The sequence below is a fragment of the Asticcacaulis sp. P2_B1 genome (assembly GCF_056404915.1).
In genome coordinates, this window is the sequence record NZ_JBFUDD010000013.1 from 96,061 (window position 1) to 115,732 (window position 19,672).

Genomic DNA, 19,672 nt, shown 5'->3' on the forward strand with positions numbered 1-19,672 from the left:
TTCCCCAAATCCCACAGCCCGCCACCTTCTTCACGCATGTGCAGCATTTTTTAACGCGATCTTGAAGCGTTTCCGCTAAGGTGCCCACATAAGGTGGTGGCAGCGCCGGCGGCGCGCAAAGCAAAGATAGATGCCCAAAAACTGATGCCAAGTATCAGATCCGAGTACAGACGGCTGTTAAAGTCCGGGGAATTGAAGGCCGATGTCGCTCAGAAAGCGGCCATCGACGCCTTTTCCATGCTTCATCGCAAGATCCGCCAAAGCCATTCGTGGTGGCGTTTTCTGCTGGGCATGCGGCCGCGTGTCTATGGCCTATATCTCTGGGGACCTCCTGGCCGTGGCAAGTCGATGATGATGGATCTGTTCTTCGACAATGCCCATGTCGAGAAAAAGACCCGCGTCCACTTTCATGCCTTCATGTCCCAGGTCCACCACCTGATCCGCAAATGGCGCGAAAGCGACACCAAGACGCGCAAATCGATCTTCGGCACCCACAAGGGCGACGATCCGATCGCCCCGGTCGCCAAGCTGCTCGCCAAACAATCGCAACTGCTGTGCTTCGACGAGCTCCAGGTCACCGACATCGCCGACGCCGTTATTCTTGGTCGCCTGTTCGAAGCCTTGTTCGCCCAAAAGGTCGTCCTGGTCGCCACCTCCAATCGCCCGCCCGACGATCTCTACAAGGACGGTCCCAATCGCGACCTGTTTGTGCCCTTTATCGAAATGATCAAGGCGCGCTGCGACGTCATCGAGGTCGACGGTCCGAAAGACTTCCGCCTCGATCGCCTGCGCGGCGCCAAGACCTATTTCTTCCCGACCACGGCGCCGGAATCCCTGACTGGTTTCAACGCCCTGTGGGCCGATATGACCAAACTGACCTCAGAACGCGAGGCCATGCTGACAGTCAATGAGCGCAAGTTCAGCTTCAAACGCGCTGCCGGGCCGCTGCTGCGCGCCACCTTCGCCGAACTGTGCGGCGCCGCCAACGGCCCGGCCGATTATCTCGCCATCGCCGAACGTTTCACCACGGTCTTCATCGAAAATGTGCCGCTACTGTCGCCGGCCAATCGCAACGAAGCCCGCCGCTTCGTCACCCTCATCGATGCATTGTATGAGGCCCAGACAAAGACGGTGATCCTGGCCGCGGCCGAGCCGGCCCAGCTTTACCCGACGGGCGACGGCGCCTTTGAGTTCGAACGCACCGTATCGCGCCTCGAAGAAATGCGGTCGGAAGATTACCTGGCGCGCGCTCACGACGCTTCGCGCCACAGCCTGCCGCACACGCCGTCGCCCTATCACTACGACAAGYACGACTATAATGCGACCAATGATGACGGCACCCTGACCTTCCGTCATGTCAGCACCAATCTGTCGGATCTGGCGACCTATAGCCTGGGCGCGCCCGACGACGTCTCACCCTTCATCTTCTTCGGTCAGGAAGACCGCGACGCCCGTAGTTTCTCGGTTGTCTTGCCCGACCAGAACACCTTCGACGTCGCCGGCCAGACCCTGACGCGCGATGCCCTGCAGGCCGAGATCAAGGGCGCGCTCAATGCCTTCGGCCACCGCCACGGCGACCACCACGTGTCGGTCCATGTCGACTATGTCGCCCCGGCCGAATTCGCCCGCCGCTATATGGGTAGCCAACCAGCCTAAGCCTGGCTCAATATCGCTTTCGCCTGCTCCAGATGCAGGCGTTCGATCATCTCGCCATTCACCGGCAAGACGCCGGCGCTCGAACCTTCGAACGCCGCCACAACCGCATGCGCCCAAGTCATCTCCGCTTCCGACGGACTAAACGCCTTTTCGCATGGCGCGACCTGGGACGGGTGGATCAAGGTCTTGCCGTCGAAACCCAAACTGCGGCCCTGCTCGCATTCGGCGGTAAGGCCTGCCTCGTCCGTATACTGATTATAGACACCGTCGAGCACCACCAACCCGTTGGCCCGGCCATAGAGCACAATCTGCGACAAGGCGAACAGGATGTCCTGCCGCCCTGGCATCGGGCGCGTCCGTAGGTTCTTGCGCAGGTCGTTCGGCCCGGCGATCAAGCCTTTCAAAGGCATGCCGGCGATTTCCCACAGATTGGCGGCCCCCTCCGCCGTCTCGATCATCGCCCACAGCGGCACTTTCGGCCATGCCGTCAGTATGCCGCGCACGTCCTCGGTCCCCGTCACCTTGGGCACGACCAAGCCGTCGATGCGCTGGCCGGCCAGGGCGCGGTGAATGGCGCCGAGATATTGCGGATGCACCCGCACCAGCACCGTCCTGGCGACAAACTCACCCGCCAAAACCTCAGCCAAACCCGCCAAGGCGCTGTCGCGCTCGCCATCGCCGACCGCATCTTCGAGATCGAAGATCAGGGCGTCGCAAACCAGCGTCGCCGCCTTGGCCATGGCGCGGGCATTGCCGCAGGGAACGAATAGGACGGAGCGAAACTTCATGTCTTGGGATGCCGGTAGATGAGATCGAAACCGGGCTGCCAGCTAGCGCCATTATCGTCCGAGGTGACGCCCGCCTGCTCGACACTGCCGTCCGGCAGGGGCGTATAGGTCATGCGCGTGATCTGATTGGGTTTGCCGGGCTGCGGCCATGTCCCTTCGATGACCATGGCCGTACCGTTCCATCCGCCCTTGAAATCGGCGAAGGTGCCCGTCGAATCGAGCCAGGTCTGGCGCCATTTGCCTTCTGTCGGGTTCCAGGCATTGAGGCTGCCACCGGCGCCGGGCTGCAGCGGCATCCAGTTCTCACGCACCGCGCAACCGGCATAGAGCTTCTCGATCAGGCTGTCGGCGACCTTGGCGTCGGGCTTCTTGGCGGGGAAGACCTCCCACGTGCCGACCCAGAAGTCGAACTGATGGCTTTCCGGACTGTCGCAACCCGACGGGGCCGGCGGCGGAGCTGTTTGCGCCGATGCGACAGAAGGCACGAGCAACAGGGGCAATAACCAACGCATCTTCATGACATCTCTCCCGGGTTTATCCGACCCTACGCCCACTCAAGCCATCTGTAATCTAAACAAACCTTAATCTCCTCCCTTGTGAGCACGCAGTGCGAAACGGGGGAGGTGGCGCGGCGCTCGTTTGCCCTTGCAAACGAAGTCCGCGACGGAGGGGGCCACTTACGGACACGGATTGGGACGCGACTGATGCAGGGCCAGCACAGCCCTCTCCATCTCATCCGTCCACACCGTATCGAAAGCATCGATATTGGCCTTAAGCTGTTCCATCGTCGTGGCGCCGATAATGGTCGAGGTCACGAACGATCGCGTATCGACGAACTTCAGCGCCAGCGCTTCGGGCTTGATGCCCAACCCTTCGGCCAGGGCGACATATCGATCGACCATCTCGACCCCGCCCGGACCTTCGTAACGTTGCAGCCGGTCGAACAGCGTCTTGCGCGCGCCGGCGGGCAAGGCGCCGCCGCGGTACTTGCCGGTCAAATACCCCTGGGCCAGGGGCGAATAGGCCAGTAACCCGACATCCTCGCGCATTGCCACCTCGGCCAGGCCATAGTCAAAGGCGCGCGACACCAGACTATAGGCGTTTTGAATCGAGGCCAAACGCGGCAAACCGTGCACCTCCGCCTCGTGCAGGAATTTCATCACACCATAGGCCGACTCGTTCGACACGCCGATATGACGGATTTTTCCGGCCTTGACCTGGACATCAAGGCTTTCCAGGATACTGAGAAAGCTCTCATAATCGCTGTCATAATCGTTGAACTGGTGAAAGCCGAAACCCTGCAAGCGGCGATCGGGCCAGTGCAACTGATAGAGGTCGATATGGTCGGTCCGCAGCCGCTTCAACGAGGCATTGACCGCCTCTTCGATCTGGGCGCGGTTGTGCCGGGACCCGCCGCGGAACCAGGTCATGGCGTCGGCGCGGCCGGCCATCTTGGTCGCCAGGATCACCTTGTCACGTCTCGCCCCACCTTGTGCGAACCAGTTGCCGATAATGGTCTCGGTCGATCCCTGGGTTTGGGGTAGGGGCGGTATCGAATAGAGCTCGGCCGTATCGAAGAAGTTGATGCCGCGCTCGAGCGCGTAATCCATCTGGGCAAAACCCTCGGCCTCGGTATTTTGCTGCCCCCACGTCATGGTGCCGAGACAGACGCGCGAAACCTGGAGACCGGTGCGGCCGAGCGGTGAATAGTGCATGCGATTATCCTCACGGCGCCGTGACAACAAAGCCCTTGCCACACTTGCGCCTCAGCCCCATATTACATTCATCTCGGCGGACGCAAGTCCGTAGCCGTTACGTCATTACAGGGGTTCAGTTATGAACGAATTTGTTGGTCAAAATACACGGGTCAAACCGACCGTCCAGGATATGGCGAGGGACCTCGGTCTTAAGCGCTTCCTGCTCGGCATCTATCAGAAAATGGCCCTGGGCCTTCTGGTCACCGGCGGCATGGCTTGGTCGGTCGCTCATACCCAAGTCCTCATCCAGCTTTTGTTTAACGAACGTGGCTATACGCCGCTCGGCTGGGTCTTTGCGATCGCGCCGCTGGGGCTCGTCCTGGCTTCGAACTTGTTCATGCGCACGCTTAACGTCGCGATGATGGCCCTTTTCTATTGGATATTCGTCGCCGTCATGGGCGTGTCCCTGGCATCGATCTTCCTGATCTATACCGGCGGCTCGCTGGCCTCGACCTTCTTCATCACCGCGGGTGCTTTCGGTGCCCTCAGCATCGCCGGCTATACAACCAAGATCAACATGTCCGGCTGGGGTAGCTTCCTGATGATGGCGGTCTTTGGTCTGGTCATTGCGTCGATCGTCAACATCTTCCTCGGAAGCTCGATGCTCAGCTTTGCTGTTGCGGCGCTCGGCGTCCTGATCTTCTCGGCCCTGATTGCTTACAAGACCCAGTGGCTGAAAGAAGTCTATTATCAGATGGAAAACAGCCAGGCCGGTCTGGCCGCCATGACCTATTATGGCGCGCTCAGCCTTTATATCAGCTTCATCAACCTGTTCCTCAGCATCTTGCGTCTGATGGGCGGCCGTCGCTAAAGCGAACTGAAACCTGAAAACAAAAGCCCTTCGGAAGCCATTCCGGAGGGCTTTTTTGTTACAAAACGTCGAATTTCTTTTTATCCAGTACGGCCAGGACCGGCCCCAGTTCGCGACCACGTTTCAGGATCATGCCCGCCTGATTGAACAGAGCAAAGGCGCCTTGCTTGCGCGCCAGGGCCGGGCGCTTTTCGATGCGGTACAAGGGCGCTTCTGATGCTCGGCGGAAGATATTGAAGGCCACCGCGTCGCTCAACGTATCGATGGCATAGTCGCGCGCTTCACTGGCCGCCACCATGCGCCCATATAGCCGTAATATCAGGTCAAGTTCCTTGCGCTCGAAGAAGATCGGCCCGCCTATGGGGCCTGAAGCGCCGCCGGAAGAACCGAACGCGCCGCTGAAATCCTGAACACTCATGAGTCGCATTCCACCAGGGACAGGTGAAGCTTACGCCAGAGCTTAAATCACGCAAGCGTCTTTATGGTTTCGATACATAATGGCCGCGTAATGACCTTAATTTGGCCTTTTGAGCGCCGTTTGTCGCCGTCATATTCGTCTTGTCAGCCAAGGCGATTTTGCTCAGGTGCCTCCCCTGAACAGCCCCCCCAGCCCCCGGGCATCTGGTAAGGTCCCTTGGTTGACAGACGTTTCTTCCCCCTGAGATTAAATTCGCGCTGTCCCTACCCTGGGACGGCGCTTTTTTTACGCCCACAAACCCACCTTGGTCCGCGCCATCTGGACAAAGAACGGCAAGCGCCGGAACCGGCTCAGCCAATCCGTGACATGACCATAGGGCGCCAGGTCGATCCCGCCTTCGGGCGCATGGGCGACATAGGAATAACAGGCCATATCGGCGATGGTGACGCTGTCCCCGACCAGCCATTGCCGCGGCCCGAGATGGCTTTCCAGAATCCCCAGGAAATCATTGGCGATCGCTTGCGCCGCCGCCATATCGGCCGGGCTCTTGAAGATATTGATGCGCCGCGCCGTCGCCAGCCCGTAATTGACCGGCCCGGCCGCCTTGCCCAGCCAGGCGACAATCTCCGCCATCTTTTGCGGATCGCGTGGCATGAACACGCCCTTGAGATCATAGGTCATGCACAGATAGACAAGGATCGCCGCCGAATCCCACACGACCTTGCCGTTGTCGTCGATCACCGGGATCTGGCCGAACGGATTGAGCTTGATGAAATCGGGCTTCTTCTGCTGCTTCCCCGCCAGATCCATGTCGATGCGCTCGAACGAAAGACCCAGCGCACGCAAGAGCAGCTCGACGCGATGGGCATGTCCGGAAACCGGGAAGCTGTAGAACTTGATGGCTGTTTTGGGTGTCGGCATGGCTTTGGACTCACTATGTGGTGTGTGGCAGGATAGCACCTCTCGCACGCGCTGCACGGCAAAATGTCGGCCCGATCGCCCCAAGCCTTGTGCATCGCACCCTGCGCTGTATAAATCGTTGCATGAGTAAGCTTGTCGTCCACGCCACCTGCTTGAGCCTTCTCGTCGGCCCCGAATGGCGCGGCGTTCTGATCCTCGGACCCTCAGGGGTCGGCAAGAGCGACTTCGCCTTGCGCGCCATCGAACACGGCTGGTCCCTGGTCAGCGACGACTATAGCTGCCTGTGGTCGTCCGGCGGTTACCTTTACGCCGCGCCACCCGATACCATTGCCGGCAAATTGGAAATCCGCGGCCAGGGCATTGCCAATGAGCCTATCCGCCGGCTGACGCGCGTCCATCTTTGCGCCTTCGCTCAAAGCGATCCCGTCGAGCGCTTGCCGGAAGCCGAGGTCACCCCCATATTGGGTCATGAGGTCCCGACACTGCGCCTCAACCCGCGCGAGGCGTCGAGCCTGCCGAAACTTGTGACGAAATTGCGGACATTATAACGTCTTGGCGTGGTCAAGAATCGTCGCTAGAGATAACACAGCCCATGAGGGGAGTTTGTGGCCATAACGTCACGCACCAGCCCGGCGCGGCCCTGTTGAAAATCTTTTTTTGCAGTGCGAAGAAATCGGGACTAAGATCAAATCCCTCCCGTCCAGCCTGATCGGCGCCGGGTCGAAGGTATCGAGGATTATGTATTTATGATCGGACTGGTGCTGGTAACTCATGGCAGACTCGCCGACGAGTTCGTATCGGCGATGGAGCATGTGGTCGGCCCGCAGAATCAGGTGAGCGCCATCTGTATCGGCCCCGAAGACGATGTCAGCCAGCGTCGCCAGGATATCCTGGACGCCACCTTCAAGAACGACACCGGCGACGGGGTCATCCTGCTGACCGACATGTTCGGCGGCACGCCGTCGAATCTCGCCATCTCGGTGATGGAACAGACCAAGGCCGAGGTCATTGCCGGCATCAACCTGCCCATGTTGATCAAACTGGCCTCCCTGCGCAAGAACGAGGACCTGCCGGCCTGCGTCGGCCACGCCCAGGAAGCCGGCCGGAAATACGTCACCGTCGCCTCCTACGTCCTGTCCGGCGACAACTGACCGTTACAAATCACTGGACTAAACAGGCGAATTCTCGCATCTTCACACCCCAATGAAACCATGTCCTGCGGGAGGGGCCTTGATGAGTGAGACGGATCTTCCGGTGCGGGCCCAGGTCGAAATCTGCAACAATAAGGGGCTTCACGCCCGCGCCTCGGCCAAATTCGTCAAGCTGGCCTCGTCTTTCGATAATGCCCAGATTTTCGTCATCAAAGACGACAACCGCGTCGACGCCTTGTCGATCATGGGCCTGTTGATGCTGGCCGCCGCCAAGGGCTCCAGCATCGAGATCGAGGCCGAGGGCGAACAAGCGCAAGAAGCCGTCGCCGCCCTGGTCGAATTGGTCAGCAACCGTTTCGACGAAGAGGCATGACGCGTTTGGCCCATCGCACCGCCTGGCTTTTGCTGTCCGCGGCCGTCCTGGCGTCACCCGCCGCGGCCGAAGGTGTCTACAAGGCCGAGGGCGAAGCCACCACTGCGCCGGTCGCCAAGCCCAAGCTCAAGCCACGCCTCGTCGCCAAAAAAGCGGCGCCTACCATCCCGGCCGCCCCGATCCCCTACACGACCTATAAACTGACGCCCGATGTCGCCAAGGCCCTGACCCCGGCTTCGCCTCCGCCCGCTGCGTCCCCGCCGGTAGTGATTACCGACCCGCCGATCGTCATCGCGCCGTCGCCCATCACACCCGTGCAGCCGATCGAAGCTCCGCCACCGCCACCACCTGTTGCCGCAAACCCCGGCGTCACCGAGATCAGCCTGCGTTGCGAAACCCATAAGGTGCGCGGTAAGAAGACCATCGCGTCGGGCACCTTCTATATCGACCTGTTCCCGTCGCCGGTCTTTCCCGACCAACATGCCGATTTCAAGTTCCTATTCGCCGATCCGGCCTATGACTCGCTGATCCGCGGCACCATGTGCCTCGACACGACCTGTTCGGCCGAGGTCAGCGGCACGGCCTATTACCTGGTCAACCGCGTCACCAAGAAGGGCGCGGCCCTGCGCATCACCCTCGATCGGGCCCGCGGCGCCTTCTATGCCGAGGAAATGGGCAAGCACGGTGACGACCATTTCGGCGAGCAAGGCTATTGCACGCCCCAACCCTTGCCGAAGGCGCTTTTCTAACTACTTCGCCACCGCCGCCGTCACGTCCATCCGGGCCTTCCATGCGTCGGGCCCGGCCTTGGCCACTCCGTCGGCGCCGAAGTCCATGATCTGATCGCCCGCCGCATCATAGACCGGCCACGGCGCCAAATCCCCACCGTCCGGCTTGCCGGTCTTGGCGAAATTGACCCAATAGGCATGCATGACCTTGGCCACGGCCTGGTCCTGGGCGGTCGCCGCATCGCCGTAACGCGCCGTGATAGTGTCCATCACAAACGGAACCTCGCTGGCATGAGGCGCGCCCAAGGGCGATTGCGGCCGTTTCGGTGTCGCCGTGTATGAGAAGCGGAATTCATAGCTGGTCACGCCTTGCTGGGCCAGGGTCGCCGCGACAAACCGCGCCGGCTCGACCATCGTCCGGTCCATACCGATCTCGCTATTGATTTGGCGCAGGTCCTTCGTGCCGTCGGGATCGTACGCGGCCTTGGCCTGGGCGGCATGGTCGCCGAAGCTGGCGAAGGCCTCGTCCTTACTGTTGGCCCAGAAGAAGCCGAGGTCGGCGCTGGTGGCGCCGATCATCACCGGCACATGGGCTTCGCGCCCGGCCAGGTAGGTCGCTGCCGGGTCTTCGACGACGATGCGGCCGTCCTGGGTCGGCCCGCCGTCGGTGCGGCCCTCAGGCCCAGTCGCCAAGTTCAGTCCATCGGTCACCGCAGCGGCCGAGAGTGCGCGCAGCTTGGCCAGGGCCTCACCATCCGTCCCGCTCACCCCATTCTTGACGGCGAATTGCACGCCCAAGGTCTCGGACGACGGCCGGCCCGGTTGGTCCTCGCTGAGCCGCCGCGGCCCCAGCAGATTGCCTCGGCCGCCGCCCGATTGGACGATGGCGCGGGCGAATAAGCCCTTGGCTTCCGGCGAGGTCAGCAACATATGCACCGACCCGCCGCCGGCCGATTCACCGAAGACCGTGACATTGGCCGGATCGCCGCCAAAGGCCGCGATATTGGCCTGGACCCACTGCATGGCCTTGATCTGATCCATATAGCCGTAATTGCCGAGCAGGCCATGATCGGCGTCGGCCTTGGTCAGGGCCGGGAAGCCAAAAAAGCCGAAGCGGCCCAGGCGATAATTGAAACTGACGAAGATGACGCCGTCGCGGGCAAAGGCGCTGCCGTCATAGATTTTCGGCGACGAGCCGCCGTTGACGAAACCGCCGCCATAGATCCACACAATGACGGGCAGCTTTTTGGCGGTCGCATCCGCCGGGCGCCAGACATTGAGATAGAGGCAGTCTTCCGAAGGTGTCGTGGTCAGGGGCGCATCGTCGTATTTGAAGGGCTCCTGCATGCAGTCATGACCGAGGGCATCGGCCGTTTTAACACCGGACCACGAAGCCGCCGGCTGCGGCGCCCGCCAGCGCAGATCGCCGACCGGCGGCGCCGCGAACGGTATGCCCTTGAAGCTCTCGACCCCGTCGGTGGTCACGCCGGCGACCTGACCGGTGGCGGTGGTGACTGGCTCTCCGGCGCAGGCGGCGGATGCGGCCAGGGCTAACCCCAGGGTGAGGGCGGTGACGAACTTCATGGCGATCCTCCGTATTTTCCCGCAGCATAGAACCTTATGGCGATAGGGGAAGGAAAAAGGTTTGGAACCGCCGTCACCGGTTTGCTCACCCCCCTGGGCGAGATTCGGAGTAGATGTGGCCCGGATTGGCAAAAACCGGCGCTCCGAATCGGATTTGGCCGACTTTTTACAGTAACATAATACCATTTTTGCGCGAGAACTCAGGCGCGCTAACGCTGTCCAGGGCGGGGAAGCGGCCAGGCGAGCCATCCAAAAAGAGGGATTCGGAGTGTCGGCTTTTTAAGGCCGCCGCCATCACACCTTAACCGCCCTGACAGCCATCCACGGCCTACCTGGCAAGCCTACAAATCGCTTTGGATCGTGAAACGTGTAGGCGTCCTTCTTCATGACGGTAAATGTCCCATCGACCGGTGTCACCGTCATATTCCAGGTGTCCAGAATATCGACCCGGAACGTCTCGCCACCGTTCAACATCTTGGCCGGCAGTTCGAACGCCCAGGATTCGGGCGTCGCCTCGCCGAAATAACGCAGATAATAAACCCCGGCCTGACCGCCGAAATGCCGGTCCCACCACTTGTCGATCGCGTCGAAGCCGGGCTTCGGTCCTTGCTCCATCACGCGCTTCAAAAAAGCCAACCGCGGCGCGCTTTCTCCCAACAACCGYCCGCCGATCCCGGTCCATGACGCATCGGCGCTGATATTGTCCGCCGTCAAGGTCTCGCCGTGCCCGACATAGGTCCCGCCGACAAGGCCATGCCAGAACCGCGACACCATCTCCGGCCCGCTGAGATTACCCCAGCGCAGGTCGATCTTGCCCTCGTAACAGACTTCGTCGAAGACGACCGGCTTTTCCCACACCCCGCGATAGATTTCGGCGCGCGTATCGTCCTTGACCGACATGCCGTTTTGCACGCTGGCATGGGTCACCCACGGCTTTCTGTTGTCGAAGAAGGCCTTGCAGTTATGGATGGAACGCAAACGGTTATGCGGATCATTCGCCGCGACGAAGCCACCCAAATGATCCCAATCGGCCTCCGCTTTCGACAGCACCAGGTCGAACTCATTGGCCATAGACCACCACACATTATCATAGGCCGACAGCCGGGCGATGACGTAGCGCAGATAGCGCTCGTCGTCGGCCCGCGCCATGTCGCACCAACCGTGGGCCTTGTCATAGGGATGATAGAGGATGACATCGGCCTGGATGCCGAGCGCCTGCAACCGCGCCACCCGGTCTTCGAAGCGCTGGAAAAACAGAGGATTGAACCGTGCCGGATCCCAATCGCGGTCACCCGGACCGGTCTTGACGAACGGTTCGACCGGCGCCGCCTTGACGTTCTGGAAGACGCACATGCGGATCTTGTTGAATGGCGCCGTGCTCAGAGTCTGCAATGTCTGGTCGGCCAGGTCGTCCGACTGCTGTGCCCAGGCATAGGCCGTGGTCCCAATCTGGCAAAACGGCGTGCCGTCGGCATGGGCGAAGTGATAACCGTCCGCCGTCACGGACACCGGACCATGGCGCCCAGTGGTTGCCCCAGCCACGTGGAATGATCCCGTCTTGCCGTTCAACGCCGCCACATTGCTGGTGGTTCGCCACGCCCAGGCCCCGGTTTCCAGTGGGCTGAAGCGGACCTTATAGATCCCTTTACCGTCGTAAAATCCCGGCACCCGGATCGTCTTCGCGTTCTGGCTGAACTCGGCGTAAAGTGTCGCGTCGACGAACGGGTTACCGTCGGCGGGACCGTCGAGGCTCAGCTCCATAACCTCCCAAAGCCTTGCAGGCTTGGTGTCCGTCATCGCACCGCTTGCCGCGACCAAGGGCAGGGCGGCCAAAACGCCGCGTCGTGAAACCCGCATCATTTTCTCCCTATTTGTCATTCATCATACAACTATCGAGGCCGAGTTCAAGCCGACTTATAGCTTCTTTATGATGTAACGGTCCTAAGGCGTCGAAACTTTAGATCGGAAAATGGTAAGGTAAAGCTTCACCAAAACCATTGTAGTTTCAGGAGTTTAACATGAACAACGATCGCGCCCAGGGTAGCTGGGAACAGGTCAAGGGTCACGTTCAAAAGGCGTGGGGCAAGCTGACCCATGACGATCTCGACGTCATCGAAGGCGACCGCAAGCTCCTGGCCGGCAAGATTCAGGAACGCTACGGTATCGCCGAGGACGAGGCGCAGAAGCAGGTCGATGAGTGGAATGCCCGCATCGATCACTAAGCTAAAACCGTAACAGCGAGCTTGTTGCTTCTTTCCCGCCGGACTGAAGCAGCAACCGGGCGGGAAGGCGTCTCCTCAGATGCGCCTTCCCGCCTTTTTCATGTGCGCCGTCCATCATGCTCCGACGGGCGAGATATCCTGAAAACGTCATATTTCCTGTAATATGACAACGGCGGATGATTTTGATTCGTCCACCGTTGGCAGCGGGCAAGCGCCGCCGCCGCCGATGCGGCGAGCCCAGCGGCATTTGAGCTTACAAAAAGCGAGTACCAGCGGTCATCCTCGATGACAGAGGTATTAAGCGATTAGAAATCCAACACGTGTAGCATGGGACAAAAGTACCGTTCTCAACGGCCGTGACAGGTTCGTTGTGCGTAACGCAGGAAGTGTTCGTGGAGAGAGGCAAGGGAAGGCCAAGTCGGGACCCGGGCTGTCACGCCGATGACGCCGGAGGTATGGAAAGGTCGTTCGACGTCCTGTTCGAGCAAAACCCGATCCCCATGTGGATTTTCGATATCGCGAACCTGGACTTCGTCGCCGTCAACCCAGCGGCATGCGCGCTTTACGGTTATGCCAGAGGCGACCTTCTCAGTAAGACCATCCTGGAAGTGCATCCAACGGAAGATTGGCCGGCCGTTCGCGACAACGCGACTAATCTGGCGACCTTCGCCGCGCCGAAGCAGTGCTTTACCCACGTCAAGGCCAGTGGCGACAAGATCCAGGTTCTCCTCTTTGCCCAGCGCATCGACTACCTCGGCAAGGACTGCGGCATCGTCTGGAATATCGACGTTACCGAGCGCGAACAGGCCTCGATTGAGCTGAAAGGCACGCAGATATTTCTCGACGCGGTCGTCGAAAGTATTCCCTCCATGGTCTTCGTCAAGGACGCGCGCGACGGGCGCTTTGTCCTGCTGAACAAGGCGGGTGAAGATCTCCTCGAAATCCGGCGCCACGACCTGATCGGCAAAACCGACTTCGATCTCTTCGATGTTGCGGACGCGGAACGGTTCACCGAGGCGGATCGGGCCGTCGTCGCTTCGGGCAAGCTGGTCTGTATCGAAAACGAGCCGCTGTCGACGCCAACGGGCCTGCGATCCTTGCGAACCCAGAAGATCGGTGTGCCGGGTATTGACGGCAAGCCGCGCTATCTGCTCGGTATTTCCGAGGACGTTACGGAAAAGCTCCGGATCGAGGAGCGCAGCCGTCACCTGGCCCTGCACGACGTCCTGACGGATCTACCGAACCGTCTGAAGTTCCAGAACCTGCTCGATCAGCAGATGGAGGACAAGGCGTCCCGCGAAGATTTTGCTCTCCTTCTTTTCGATTTGGATCGCTTCAAGGCCGTCAATGACAGCCGGGGTCACCACGCCGGCGACGAACTTCTGCGCCAGGTCTCAACGCGCATGTTATCGCATATGGGCGACGACGACATCGTCGCGCGACTGGGCGGCGACGAGTTCGGCGTGATCCATCGCGGCCGGATCAGCGAGCACAGTGCCTCGCAACTGGCGCAACGCCTTATCGGCGCGATATGCGAACCGTTTCATCTTGACGGTAATATTATCTCGATCGGCTGCAGTGCCGGCCTCGCCCTCAGGTCCCGACACGGCTGTAACGCCGACGCCCTGATGAAGCGCGCGGACCTTGCCCTTTATGCCGCCAAGGCGACGGGTAAGGGAGATTACGCCTGGTTCGAATTCACCATGGAAGAAAAGGCCGACAGGCAACGGATTCTGCGGGATGAACTTAGCTCCGCCCTGGAAAAAAAAGAGCTCTATATCGATTACCAGCCCATCGTCAGCACGAAATCCGGACGTATCATTTGCTTTGAGGCCTTGCTACGCTGGCGGCATCCGACGCGCGGCCTGATCTCCCCCGTGGACTTCATTCCGGTCGCCGAGTCGTCGCGGCTGATCGAACCGATCGGACGATGGGTGTTGCAACAAGCGTGCTGCGAAGCCGCCAAATGGCCGGCCGATATCGGCGTGGCCGTCAACCTGTCGCCGCACCAATTTACCGGCTTCGGCCTGGCCGCGGATGTCATCAAGGCGCTTGACCAATCGAGGCTGGCGCCCGATCGGCTCGAACTCGAAATTACCGAATCGGTCTTTCTCACCGACAGCCAGGAGAATGTGCGGATTCTCCATCAACTGAAGCAACTCGGCATTCGTATCGCCCTGGACGATTTCGGCACGGGTTATTCAAGCCTGGCCTATCTGCGCTGTTTTCCGTTCGACAAGCTGAAGATCGATCGATCATTCATCACCGACCTGACATCGTCCCCGGAAAATCTGGCCATTGTGCGCGCGGTCATCGGCCTGGGGAAAAGCTTCAACGCCGTCGTTACCGCGGAAGGCGTGGAAACCGACGCCGAATATGCCTGCCTGGCCGAAGAAGGCTGCGATCAGGCCCAGGGCTATCTGCTGGGACGCCCCATGGCCGTGGACGCCGTACAAAAGCTGGTCAATGTGCGCAACGCGCCGCGCAGCCAGGTTGCCCGTTAAGATCGGCCGTAAGAGCTAGAGTCAGGACAGGGGTTGTATCGCACGCTTTTCCTTCGGCTCGCGATACCTCAGGGCCGATACCAGGGCGGAAAGCGCGGACGCCGCGTGCCGCCGATTGGGGTAATATAGATGGTATCCGGCGAACGGCGCACACCAGTCCTCCAGAACGCGGACCAGGCGCCCGGTTTGAATATGTTGCAGCACCTGGTCTTCCGGCACGTAAGCAAGTCCCAGACCGTCCAGTGCCGAATTTATCCGGAGCGTAAGGTTGTTATAGACGAGTTGGCCGTTCACCCGAACGTTCAGTTCGCGTCCCTCCTTCTCAAATTCCCAGGGGAACAGGCCGCCATAGGTCGGCAGCCGCATATTGATGCAGTTGTGGGATGTAAGGTCCTGCGGGGTCTGTGGAGGCGTACGACCCGAGAGATAGGCCGGCGAACCGACAACCGCCATACGCATGTCCGGCCCGATTCGGACGGCCACCATATCCTTGGCCACCTGCTCGCCCAGCCGGACGCCCGCGTCGAAACGCTCGGCGACAATGTCGGTCAAGCCATAGTCAACGATGATCTCGACCGTGATGTCCGGATGCTCGGGAAGGAACCGCGCCAGCGCCGGCTCGAGAACGGACACGGCGGCATGTTCCCCGGCCGTGATCCGCAAGGTTCCGGCAGGACGGTCTCTCAGGGCGGACAAGTCCCTGAGCTCGCTCTCGATCTCCTCGAAACGCGGCGCCAGGGTGCGCAGGAGACGCTCGCCGGCCTCGGTCGGCGATACGCTGCGCGTCGTCCGGGTTAACAATCGCAAACCGAGCCGCCCCTCCAACGCTTTTATGGTCTGGCTGAGGGCCGACTGCGACACACCCAGCTTGGCGGCGGCACGGGTGAAGCTTTGCTCCCGAGCCACATGGGCGAAGGCCGCTAAATCGTCGAAGCTGGGCGTATTCATTAGCTATCCTTATGACGGCATGCCGATTATAGCGGCTAATCGAAATGATCCAAAGGGCATAAAGTGATGTTCATGCGACGCTCGGTCACCAGGCGATGGATGGGTCGCCGGGCGCGGATACGTAAATTTCCGACAGAGAGTGCAGACATGCAAAACGTCATCTTGAACAATGGACTGCTGATGCCGAGCCTCGGCTTCGGGGTGTTTCAGATACCTGATCCCAAGGACTGTGAGCGTTGCGTCATCGATGCGATCGCAACAGGTTATCGCCTGATCGACACGGCCGCCTCCTATCTCAACGAAGCTGCTGTCGGCGCCGGCATCCGCAACAGCGGTGTGCCGCGTAGCGAACTGTTCGTCACGACGAAGCTGTGGGTGCAGGATACCGGTTACGACAAGACCACGCAGGCGATCGGCGACTCGCTGAAGCGCCTGCAACTGGATTATCTCGACCTCTATTTGATCCACCAGCCGTTTGGCGATGTCCACGGCTCATGGCGCGCCATGGAAGAGGCCTACAAGGCCGGTAAGCTGCGTGCCATCGGCGTCAGTAACTTCGAACCCGACCGGCTTATGGATATCAAGGTCTTCAATGAGATCGCGCCGGCCGTCAATCAGATTGAAACCAACCCGTTTCAGCAGCAAGTCGAAAGCGTCGATTTCATGAAGTCGATCGGTGTTCAACCCGAGGCCTGGGCGCCGTTCGCCGAGGGCCGCAACGGCTTGTTCACAAACGAAACCCTTGTCGCCATTGCCGGAAAATACGGAAAATCCGTCGGCCAGGTGGTTTTGCACTGGCTGCTGCAACGCGGCGTCGTCGCCCTGGCAAAGTCCGTTCGCAAGGAACGCATGGCCGAAAACCTGGCGGTGTTCGATTTTCAACTCGACGAACCGGACATGGCGCGCATCGCGGCGCTGGATACCAAGACCAGCAGCTTCTTTTCGCACCGTGACCCCGAAATCGTCAAATGGATGAGCGAGCGCAAGCTCGACATCTGATCGCTTTTCGAAACATTTCGTTTGGAGACCAGACCATGTCCGACACGCTGAATATCACACCGAACCGCTTCGACCGCCGGCAAATCCTGTTGGCCGGCGCCGCGGCCAGCGCCGCGCCCATGCTCATGTCCGGAACGGCACGCGCCGCTGAAGACGCCAAGACAGATAGGTCAGCGCAACAGGGGACCCTCGCCGCCGGCCGCCGCCGTTTAGGCAAGCTGGAGGTGTCGTCCATAGGCCTCGGCGTGCAGAATATGAGCCGCACCTATGAGACGACAGTCCCCAGCCGGCCGGAGATGCTCAATATTATCCGCGCGGCTTTCGACCAGGGCGTCACCTTCTACGACGCCGCGGAAGCCTACGGCCCCTTCGAGGTCGAGCGCATTCTTGGCGAAGGGGTTGAACCCTTTCGCGACAAGGTGGTGATCGCTTCAAAATTCGGCTGGAATATCGACCTCGAAACGGGCGAACGGCGTCCCGGCCTCAACAGTCAACCCGCCCATATCAAGCTGGCCGTCGACGGCATGCTGAAGCGCCTGCGAACAGATCGCATCGATCTGCTTTATCAGCACCGCGTCGACCCTCAGGTGCCTATCGAGGATGTCGCCGGCGCGATCAAGGACTTGATGAAGGACGGCAAGGTGCTGCACTGGGGCCTGTGCGAGATGGGGCTCAACACCCTGCGACGCGCCCACGCCGAATTGCCGGTTACGGCTGTGCAGAACGAGTATTCGATGCTGTGGCGCGGGCCTGAAGAGGCCGTCATTCCGCTCTGTCATGAACTGGGGATCGGGTTCGTGCCCTGGAGTCCGCTCGGTGTAGGTTTCCTGGCTGGCGCCATCGACAAGGATACGCGCTTCGCCGACGGCGATATCCGCAAGGTCGAAGGCCGGTTTGCAGCGGAAAACCTGCCGCAAAACCTGGCCCTTGTCGCCCTGTTGAAGACTTGGGCGGAGCGGAAACAGGCGACCCCGGCGCAAATCGCCCTGTCCTGGCTGATAGCGCAAAAGCCGTGGATCGTGCCGATACCCGGTACGACCCAAATGGCCCATATGCGGGAAAACACCCAGGCAGTATCCATCCAGTTTACGCCGTCTGAATTGGCCGAGCTCAATTCAGCGGTCTCGGCCATCCAGATCAAGGGTGCGCGACTGCCAGACGCCGTGCTTCAATTCTCTAATGTCGAAGCGCCACCGAAGATTTGACACCATCCTTGGTCAGCCTACTTCTCCGACGTCAAGGTTGATGGATCGAAGATCTGAATCTCGCTGCCCATATCGATCAGCACCACCTTGGTCGGATCGTCGGCCAGTTCCTTGAAGAAGCGATCGCCGACCGCCGAAATCCCCATATCTCCGCACGGCGGCTCGCCCGGCTCGACGGCATTGGCCTTGTCGAAGGCGGCCTTGTCGGCGCCGACCGGTTCCAGCTCATATAACCGCCCGGTCAGATCGTCCGCCGGCGGCACCACAACCAGTTCGCAGCGCGCCGTCATTGGGCCCGGAGAGGCGGCGCGAATCGCCGGCAGCACCGAATCGAACGGCGCATCGGCTGCTTTCGGAAAAACGCGGATCACGGTCCGCCGCGACACGCCCTGATCGCCGGGCGACTCGATCACAAAGCCGGGCAGGCTGTCGTCGGCGACCAATTTCTGGCTATCGCAGGCATAGCTCCAGATCGACAAGCCTTTGCCCGTAACCTTACCCCAGGTGCAGCCCTTGAAGGTCTCCTGCGCGGTCTTGGTCGGTAGCGGGTCCTTGTCCGGCGCGCATCCCGATAAGGCGATCACCGGGGCGACGACCGCCAAAACCATCAAAACTGCCCGCATAACGACCTCCTGTAATTTGGCCGCATATCAGCAAGCTATGGCAGGCTTGTCCAGACAAAGAATGGGGAAAGCGTGAGCGGCCGGAAGTTCCAGCAGGCAAAGGACGCATAGCGTTCAAACCCGCCGCCAGATACTTCCGGCCGTTTAGTCCTGTCAGGTGTTTCCGGGGGAAGAAACTTTGACAGTGAATCAACGTTAGCGGTTGCGAGATAAGGATGCGGTTTGCTATGTCTCCGGTTGTATAAAGATTTGATAAGGGGGACACTTCTCCTCCCTTGCAAGCCCCCGGGGCGAAACGGGGAAGGTGGCGACGCGTAGTCGCCGACGGAGGGGCCACTGTGCCGTCTACCTAGACTGGCTTCACCTTTTTCCTCCTGACCCGTTTCAAACTCTCAGCCCTGTCCTTGGCCATCAACCATATCCCCAGTGCCACTTCATCCGGATCGGCCATGACCTCCGACGCCGGAATGCGGTAGGTGATAATGCTCTTTTCCAACATCCACGCGTCCCGCCGTTCATCGTGCAAAGCCTGCTTCAGGGTATCGTGGATCAAACCGTCGATTTCAATCGCCAGCTTGGCCTTGGCACAAAAGAAATCGAAGAAGAAACCATCGCGAACGGCTTGATGGCGGAACATAATCTCGCCCTTCTTACGGCCTTTCAAGCGAAACCAAATCGCAGCTTCCGGTGGTGTCATATTCCGCCGTAGCCTGCGTCCAAAAGTGATTTTGGATTTATCCCGTTCCCTCATGTGAGAAATCTATCACCCTTCTTAAACACAGAAAAGGCTGCACTAATCTTCTCCTCCCTTGCGAGCCTTCTTCAGGCGAAGCGGGGGAGGTGGCAGCGCGCTCGCCGCCCTTGCGGCGAAGTCGCTGACGGAGGGGGCCATTTCACCGTCCGTCGGCCCCCTCCGTCGCGGACTTCGCGCTGAAGAAGCGCGAGCGCCGCGCCACCTCCCCCGTTTCGCACTGCGTGCTTACA

General features: G+C 60.3%; 19 protein-coding genes and 1 pseudogene. 10 read left to right on the top strand and 10 right to left on the bottom strand.

Annotated features, from left to right (window positions below; all coding sequences use genetic code 11):
- Nucleotides 1-144 precede the first annotated feature (144 nt).
- Nucleotides 145-1,257 (top strand): annotated as a pseudogene (zapE, locus tag AC1DX3_RS20325) (cell division protein ZapE); the annotation flags it as partial.
- A 395-nt stretch (nt 1,258-1,652) separates the two neighbouring features.
- On the opposite strand, the gene AC1DX3_RS20330 reads toward zapE, so the two are convergent.
- From AC1DX3_RS20330 to AC1DX3_RS20340, 3 genes are all read right to left on the bottom strand, one after another.
- Entirely contained in the window at nt 1,653-2,444 is a 792-nt protein-coding gene (locus AC1DX3_RS20330) for an HpcH/HpaI aldolase/citrate lyase family protein (protein WP_476991166.1), read from the bottom strand.
- Complete coding sequence (locus AC1DX3_RS20335; protein ID WP_476991167.1) at nt 2,441-2,962, bottom strand: hypothetical protein; 522 nt, start codon at nt 2,960-2,962, stop codon at nt 2,441-2,443. The genes AC1DX3_RS20330 and AC1DX3_RS20335 overlap by 4 nt, the downstream gene beginning before the upstream one ends.
- A gap of 159 nt (nt 2,963-3,121) precedes the next feature.
- On the bottom strand, nt 3,122-4,159 hold the full coding sequence (locus AC1DX3_RS20340; RefSeq protein WP_476991168.1) for an aldo/keto reductase: 1,038 nt from the start codon (nt 4,157-4,159) through the stop codon (nt 3,122-3,124).
- 121 nt (nt 4,160-4,280) lie between these two features.
- On the opposite strand from AC1DX3_RS20340, the gene AC1DX3_RS20345 reads away from it, so the two are divergent.
- Nucleotides 4,281-5,012 carry a Bax inhibitor-1/YccA family protein gene (locus AC1DX3_RS20345; protein WP_476991169.1) on the top strand — a complete coding sequence of 244 codons (732 nt, stop codon included), beginning with the start codon at nt 4,281-4,283 and terminating at the stop codon, nt 5,010-5,012.
- Nucleotides 5,013-5,070: 58 nt separating this feature from the next.
- Here AC1DX3_RS20345 and AC1DX3_RS20350 read toward each other — a convergent pair whose 3' ends face one another.
- Nucleotides 5,071-5,430, bottom strand: coding sequence for a DUF2794 domain-containing protein (locus AC1DX3_RS20350; protein ID WP_476991170.1), 360 nt, complete (start codon nt 5,428-5,430; stop codon nt 5,071-5,073).
- Between the two features lie 285 nt (nt 5,431-5,715).
- Nucleotides 5,716-6,351: a glutathione S-transferase family protein gene (locus tag AC1DX3_RS20355; RefSeq protein WP_476991171.1), complete on the bottom strand. Its 636-nt coding sequence runs from the start codon at nt 6,349-6,351 to the stop codon at nt 5,716-5,718.
- Between the two features lie 122 nt (nt 6,352-6,473).
- Between AC1DX3_RS20355 and AC1DX3_RS20360 the strand changes: the two genes are divergently transcribed.
- The 4 genes from AC1DX3_RS20360 to AC1DX3_RS20375 all read left to right on the top strand — a co-directional run bounded on the left by AC1DX3_RS20360 (nt 6,474) and on the right by AC1DX3_RS20375 (nt 8,624).
- Complete coding sequence (locus tag AC1DX3_RS20360; protein WP_476991172.1) at nt 6,474-6,899, top strand: HPr kinase/phosphorylase; 426 nt, start codon at nt 6,474-6,476, stop codon at nt 6,897-6,899.
- 198 nt (nt 6,900-7,097) lie between these two features.
- Entirely contained in the window at nt 7,098-7,502 is a 405-nt protein-coding gene (locus tag AC1DX3_RS20365; protein WP_476991173.1) for a PTS sugar transporter subunit IIA, read from the top strand.
- Nucleotides 7,503-7,584: 82 nt separating this feature from the next.
- Nucleotides 7,585-7,875 (top strand): HPr family phosphocarrier protein, encoded by a 291-nt coding sequence (locus tag AC1DX3_RS20370; RefSeq protein ID WP_476991174.1) that lies wholly within the window; start codon nt 7,585-7,587, stop codon nt 7,873-7,875.
- Nucleotides 7,872-8,624, top strand: coding sequence for a hypothetical protein (locus AC1DX3_RS20375; protein WP_476991175.1), 753 nt, complete (start codon nt 7,872-7,874; stop codon nt 8,622-8,624). Before AC1DX3_RS20370 ends, AC1DX3_RS20375 begins: the two co-directional genes overlap by 4 nt.
- On the opposite strand, the gene AC1DX3_RS20380 is transcribed toward AC1DX3_RS20375, so the two are convergent.
- Nucleotides 8,625-10,187, bottom strand: coding sequence for a carboxylesterase/lipase family protein (locus AC1DX3_RS20380; RefSeq protein ID WP_476991176.1), 1,563 nt, complete (start codon nt 10,185-10,187; stop codon nt 8,625-8,627).
- Between the two features lie 294 nt (nt 10,188-10,481).
- Nucleotides 10,482-12,044, bottom strand: coding sequence for a DUF5060 domain-containing protein (locus AC1DX3_RS20385; RefSeq protein WP_476991177.1), 1,563 nt, complete (start codon nt 12,042-12,044; stop codon nt 10,482-10,484).
- Nucleotides 12,045-12,205: 161 nt separating this feature from the next.
- Here AC1DX3_RS20385 and AC1DX3_RS20390 point away from each other — a divergent pair, with 161 nt between their 5' ends.
- Both AC1DX3_RS20390 and AC1DX3_RS20395 read left to right on the top strand, forming a co-directional pair.
- Entirely contained in the window at nt 12,206-12,409 is a 204-nt protein-coding gene (locus AC1DX3_RS20390; RefSeq protein WP_476991178.1) for a CsbD family protein, read from the top strand.
- A gap of 455 nt (nt 12,410-12,864) precedes the next feature.
- On the top strand, nt 12,865-14,913 hold the full coding sequence (locus tag AC1DX3_RS20395; protein ID WP_476991179.1) for a sensor domain-containing protein: 2,049 nt from the start codon (nt 12,865-12,867) through the stop codon (nt 14,911-14,913).
- A gap of 21 nt (nt 14,914-14,934) precedes the next feature.
- On the opposite strand, the gene AC1DX3_RS20400 is transcribed toward AC1DX3_RS20395, so the two are convergent.
- Nucleotides 14,935-15,861 (bottom strand): LysR substrate-binding domain-containing protein, encoded by a 927-nt coding sequence (locus AC1DX3_RS20400; protein ID WP_476991180.1) that lies wholly within the window; start codon nt 15,859-15,861, stop codon nt 14,935-14,937.
- Between the two features lie 147 nt (nt 15,862-16,008).
- Here AC1DX3_RS20400 and AC1DX3_RS20405 point away from each other — a divergent pair, with 147 nt between their 5' ends.
- Nucleotides 16,009-16,860, top strand: a complete 852-nt coding sequence (locus tag AC1DX3_RS20405) for an aldo/keto reductase (protein ID WP_476991181.1) — start codon at nt 16,009-16,011, stop codon at nt 16,858-16,860.
- Nucleotides 16,861-16,895: 35 nt separating this feature from the next.
- Nucleotides 16,896-18,065: an aldo/keto reductase gene (locus AC1DX3_RS20410; RefSeq protein WP_476991182.1), complete on the top strand. Its 1,170-nt coding sequence runs from the start codon at nt 16,896-16,898 to the stop codon at nt 18,063-18,065.
- A gap of 17 nt (nt 18,066-18,082) precedes the next feature.
- On the opposite strand, the gene AC1DX3_RS20415 is transcribed toward AC1DX3_RS20410, so the two are convergent.
- Together AC1DX3_RS20415 and AC1DX3_RS20420 are read right to left on the bottom strand one after the other, a co-directional pair.
- Nucleotides 18,083-18,688, bottom strand: a complete 606-nt coding sequence (locus AC1DX3_RS20415; RefSeq protein ID WP_476991183.1) for a hypothetical protein — start codon at nt 18,686-18,688, stop codon at nt 18,083-18,085.
- A gap of 349 nt (nt 18,689-19,037) precedes the next feature.
- Nucleotides 19,038-19,439 carry an endonuclease domain-containing protein gene (locus tag AC1DX3_RS20420; RefSeq protein WP_476991184.1) on the bottom strand — a complete coding sequence of 134 codons (402 nt, stop codon included), beginning with the start codon at nt 19,437-19,439 and terminating at the stop codon, nt 19,038-19,040.
- Nucleotides 19,440-19,672 lie beyond the last annotated feature (233 nt).

Bases quoted from the DNA above. Each gene is read 5' to 3' on its own strand.
- AC1DX3_RS20330 (WP_476991166.1), bottom strand. From the start codon at position 2,444: ATGAAGTTTCGCTCCGTCCTATTCGTTCCCTGCGGCAATGCCCGCGCC.
- AC1DX3_RS20335 (WP_476991167.1), bottom strand. From the start codon at position 2,962: ATGAAGATGCGTTGGTTATTGCCCCTGTTGCTCGTGCCTTCTGTCGCA.
- AC1DX3_RS20340 (WP_476991168.1), bottom strand. From the start codon at position 4,159: ATGCACTATTCACCGCTCGGCCGCACCGGTCTCCAGGTTTCGCGCGTC.
- AC1DX3_RS20345 (WP_476991169.1), top strand. From the start codon at position 4,281: ATGAACGAATTTGTTGGTCAAAATACACGGGTCAAACCGACCGTCCAG.
- AC1DX3_RS20350 (WP_476991170.1), bottom strand. From the start codon at position 5,430: ATGAGTGTTCAGGATTTCAGCGGCGCGTTCGGTTCTTCCGGCGGCGCT.
- AC1DX3_RS20355 (WP_476991171.1), bottom strand. From the start codon at position 6,351: ATGCCGACACCCAAAACAGCCATCAAGTTCTACAGCTTCCCGGTTTCC.
- AC1DX3_RS20360 (WP_476991172.1), top strand. From the start codon at position 6,474: ATGAGTAAGCTTGTCGTCCACGCCACCTGCTTGAGCCTTCTCGTCGGC.
- AC1DX3_RS20365 (WP_476991173.1), top strand. From the start codon at position 7,098: ATGATCGGACTGGTGCTGGTAACTCATGGCAGACTCGCCGACGAGTTC.
- AC1DX3_RS20370 (WP_476991174.1), top strand. From the start codon at position 7,585: ATGAGTGAGACGGATCTTCCGGTGCGGGCCCAGGTCGAAATCTGCAAC.
- AC1DX3_RS20375 (WP_476991175.1), top strand. From the start codon at position 7,872: ATGACGCGTTTGGCCCATCGCACCGCCTGGCTTTTGCTGTCCGCGGCC.
- AC1DX3_RS20380 (WP_476991176.1), bottom strand. From the start codon at position 10,187: ATGAAGTTCGTCACCGCCCTCACCCTGGGGTTAGCCCTGGCCGCATCC.
- AC1DX3_RS20390 (WP_476991178.1), top strand. From the start codon at position 12,206: ATGAACAACGATCGCGCCCAGGGTAGCTGGGAACAGGTCAAGGGTCAC.
- AC1DX3_RS20395 (WP_476991179.1), top strand. From the start codon at position 12,865: ATGGAAAGGTCGTTCGACGTCCTGTTCGAGCAAAACCCGATCCCCATG.
- AC1DX3_RS20400 (WP_476991180.1), bottom strand. From the start codon at position 15,861: ATGAATACGCCCAGCTTCGACGATTTAGCGGCCTTCGCCCATGTGGCT.
- AC1DX3_RS20405 (WP_476991181.1), top strand. From the start codon at position 16,009: ATGCAAAACGTCATCTTGAACAATGGACTGCTGATGCCGAGCCTCGGC.
- AC1DX3_RS20410 (WP_476991182.1), top strand. From the start codon at position 16,896: ATGTCCGACACGCTGAATATCACACCGAACCGCTTCGACCGCCGGCAA.
- AC1DX3_RS20415 (WP_476991183.1), bottom strand. From the start codon at position 18,688: ATGCGGGCAGTTTTGATGGTTTTGGCGGTCGTCGCCCCGGTGATCGCC.
- AC1DX3_RS20420 (WP_476991184.1), bottom strand. From the start codon at position 19,439: ATGAGGGAACGGGATAAATCCAAAATCACTTTTGGACGCAGGCTACGG.